The sequence below is a fragment of the Streptomyces sp. NPDC059456 genome, from assembly GCF_042750055.1.
Classification (GTDB): Bacteria; Actinomycetota; Actinomycetes; order Streptomycetales; family Streptomycetaceae; genus Streptomyces.
Genome location: NZ_JBHYVA010000977.1, coordinates 1 through 2250, shown reverse-complemented (window position 1 = coordinate 2250; position 2250 = coordinate 1). Strand labels below are relative to the sequence as shown.

The 2250-nt window shown below is 67.7% G+C and carries 2 protein-coding genes; one reads left to right on the top strand and one right to left on the bottom strand.

Annotated elements, in window-relative coordinates:
- Positions 1-37 precede the first annotated feature (37 nt).
- Positions 38-1471, bottom strand: coding sequence for an amino acid permease (locus tag ACFXA3_RS41280; protein ID WP_385196445.1), 1434 nt, complete (start codon positions 1469-1471; stop codon positions 38-40).
- 220 nt (positions 1472-1691) lie between these two features.
- Here ACFXA3_RS41280 and ACFXA3_RS41275 point away from each other — a divergent pair, with 220 nt between their 5' ends.
- Positions 1692-2177: a ribose-5-phosphate isomerase gene (locus ACFXA3_RS41275; RefSeq protein WP_054226804.1), complete on the top strand. Its 486-nt coding sequence runs from the start codon at positions 1692-1694 to the stop codon at positions 2175-2177.
- Positions 2178-2250: the final 73 nt, after the last annotated feature.

Here is a 2250-nt window from a genome sequence, read left to right as displayed (position 1 = left end):
CACCACGTGGTGGTCCGGGGCTGCCGTGCGTCGTGGCCTAGGCGCGCGCGGCGGCCTTGCGGCGCATGTCGCGCACCACGCCGATGACCAGCACGACCGCGGCGACCAGCAGCGACAGCATGACCGTCTCGCGGTTGTCCTTGTCGTAGACCATGTAGGCCAGGACGAAGGTGATCATCGCGGCGGTGGCCCACGTCAGGTACGGGAAGAGCCACATCTTGACCGTGAGCTTCTCCGGCGCCTCGCGCACCAGGATCTTGCGCATCCGCAGCTGGGTCAGGCAGATGACCAGCCACACGAAGAGCGCGATCGCACCCGAGGAGTTCAGCAGGAAGCTGAAGACCGTGTCCGGGGAGGTGTAGTTGAAGTAGACGGCGGCGAAGCCGAAGACCACCGAGCCCAGGATCGCGGCGGTGGGCACGCCCCGCTTGTTGACCTTGGCGAAGACCTTGGGCGCGTCACCGCGCTCGCCCAGCGAGAACGCCATGCGGGAGGCGGTGTACATGCCCGAGTTCAGGCAGGACAGCACGGCGGTCAGGACGATCACGTTCATGATCTGGCCGGCGTGCGCGATGCCGATGGAGTCCAGGGCGGCGACGTACGAGCCCTTCTCGACGATCGACTTGTCGTTCCACGGCAGCAGGGTGAGCACGATGAAGATCGAGCCCAGGTAGAAGACGCCGATGCGCCAGATCACCGAGTTGGTGGCCTTGGTGACCGCGCGGCGCGGGTCCTCGGACTCGCCGGCCGCCAGGGTGACGATCTCGCTGCCCATGAAGGAGAAGACGACCATCAGCACACCGGTGAGGATGGAGCCCCAGCCGTTCGGCATGAATCCGCCGGCGTCGGTGAGGTGGGCGAAGCCCGCACCCGGGTTGTCCGAACCCGGCAGCACGCCGAAGACGGCGAGCATGCCGACGATGACGAAGGCGCCGATGGCGACGACCTTGATGCCGGCGAACCAGAACTCGAACTCGCCGTAGGAGGAGACGGAGCCGAGGTTGGTGATCGTCAGGACCACCATCACGATCAGCGCCCAGCCCCACTGCGGGACGGCCGGGATCCAGCCCTCGAGGATCTTCGCACCGGCGGTCGCCTCCACGGCGAGCACGACGACCCAGAAGAACCAGTACAGCCAGCCGATGGAGAAGCCGGCCCAGCGGCCGAGCGCACGGTCGGCGTACGCGGAGAAGGAGCCGGAGTTCGGGCTGGCGGCGGCCATCTCGCCCAGCATCCGCATCACGAAGACGACCATGGCGCCGACGAGGAGGTACGAGATCAGGATGGCGGGGCCGGCCTTGGCGATGCCGCCACCGGAGCCGACGAAGAGGCCGGCGCCGATGACGCCGCCAATGGCGATCATGGACAGGTGGCGGTTCTTGAGACCGGCCTTCAGACCGTCTGAGGGCTGCGTGTCGCCGGAGTTACCGGACGGGTCGCCTGCCTTCTGAAGGGTCGTCGTGGAGCTCATGGACGGATCCTTAGGTTCTCGGGTTGCGAGCCCGGGCATTCAAACCTGAGATGAACGCAGGACGGAAGACCTCAGTCCGGATCGTTGCTTTGGGAGGAACGTCCAGGACCGCGGCCCCGCCGTGTCCCATCTGCGTTCTTTGGGTTTACTTGAGCTTTAGAAGTGACTTACGCGACACCCTGCCGCGGTCTGCGGGGGGTGCCCGTGCCACACTCGTGCCATGCGCGTGTACCTCGGATCCGACCATGCCGGCTTTGAGCTCAAGAACCACCTGGTGGACTGGCTCAAGAACAACGGCCACGAGCCCGTCGACTGCGGGCCCCACATCTACGACGCGGTGGACGACTACCCGCCGTTCTGCCTGCGCGCCGCGGAGAAGACCGCCGCGGACGCCGACAGCCTCGGCATCGTCATCGGCGGCTCCGGCAACGGCGAGCAGATCGCCGCGAACAAGGTCAAGGGCGTCCGCGCCATCCTGGCCTGGAGCGTCGAGACCGCGAAGCTCGGCCGTGAGCACAACAACGCCAACGTGATCTCCGTCGGCGGCCGGATGCACACCCAGGACGAGGCCGTCTCCTTCATCGAGGCCTTCCTCGCGACCCCGTACTCCGGCGAGGAGCGCCACACCCGCCGCATCGAGATGCTCTCCGCGTACGAGCAGACCGGCGAGCTCCCCCCGATCCCGGCCCACCACCCGCAGGGCTGACCTTCCGCTTAGGGCGGGGGGGCCGGCGCCCCGCCCCCCCCCCCCCCCGGGCCGCCAGAGGACAGGCGAGCGA

Coding starts and splice junctions, on each gene's coding strand:
- ACFXA3_RS41275 (WP_054226804.1), top strand. CDS start 1,692: ATGCGCGTGTACCTCGGATCCGACCATGCCGGCTTTGAGCTCAAGAAC.
- ACFXA3_RS41280 (WP_385196445.1), bottom strand. CDS start 1,471: ATGAGCTCCACGACGACCCTTCAGAAGGCAGGCGACCCGTCCGGTAAC.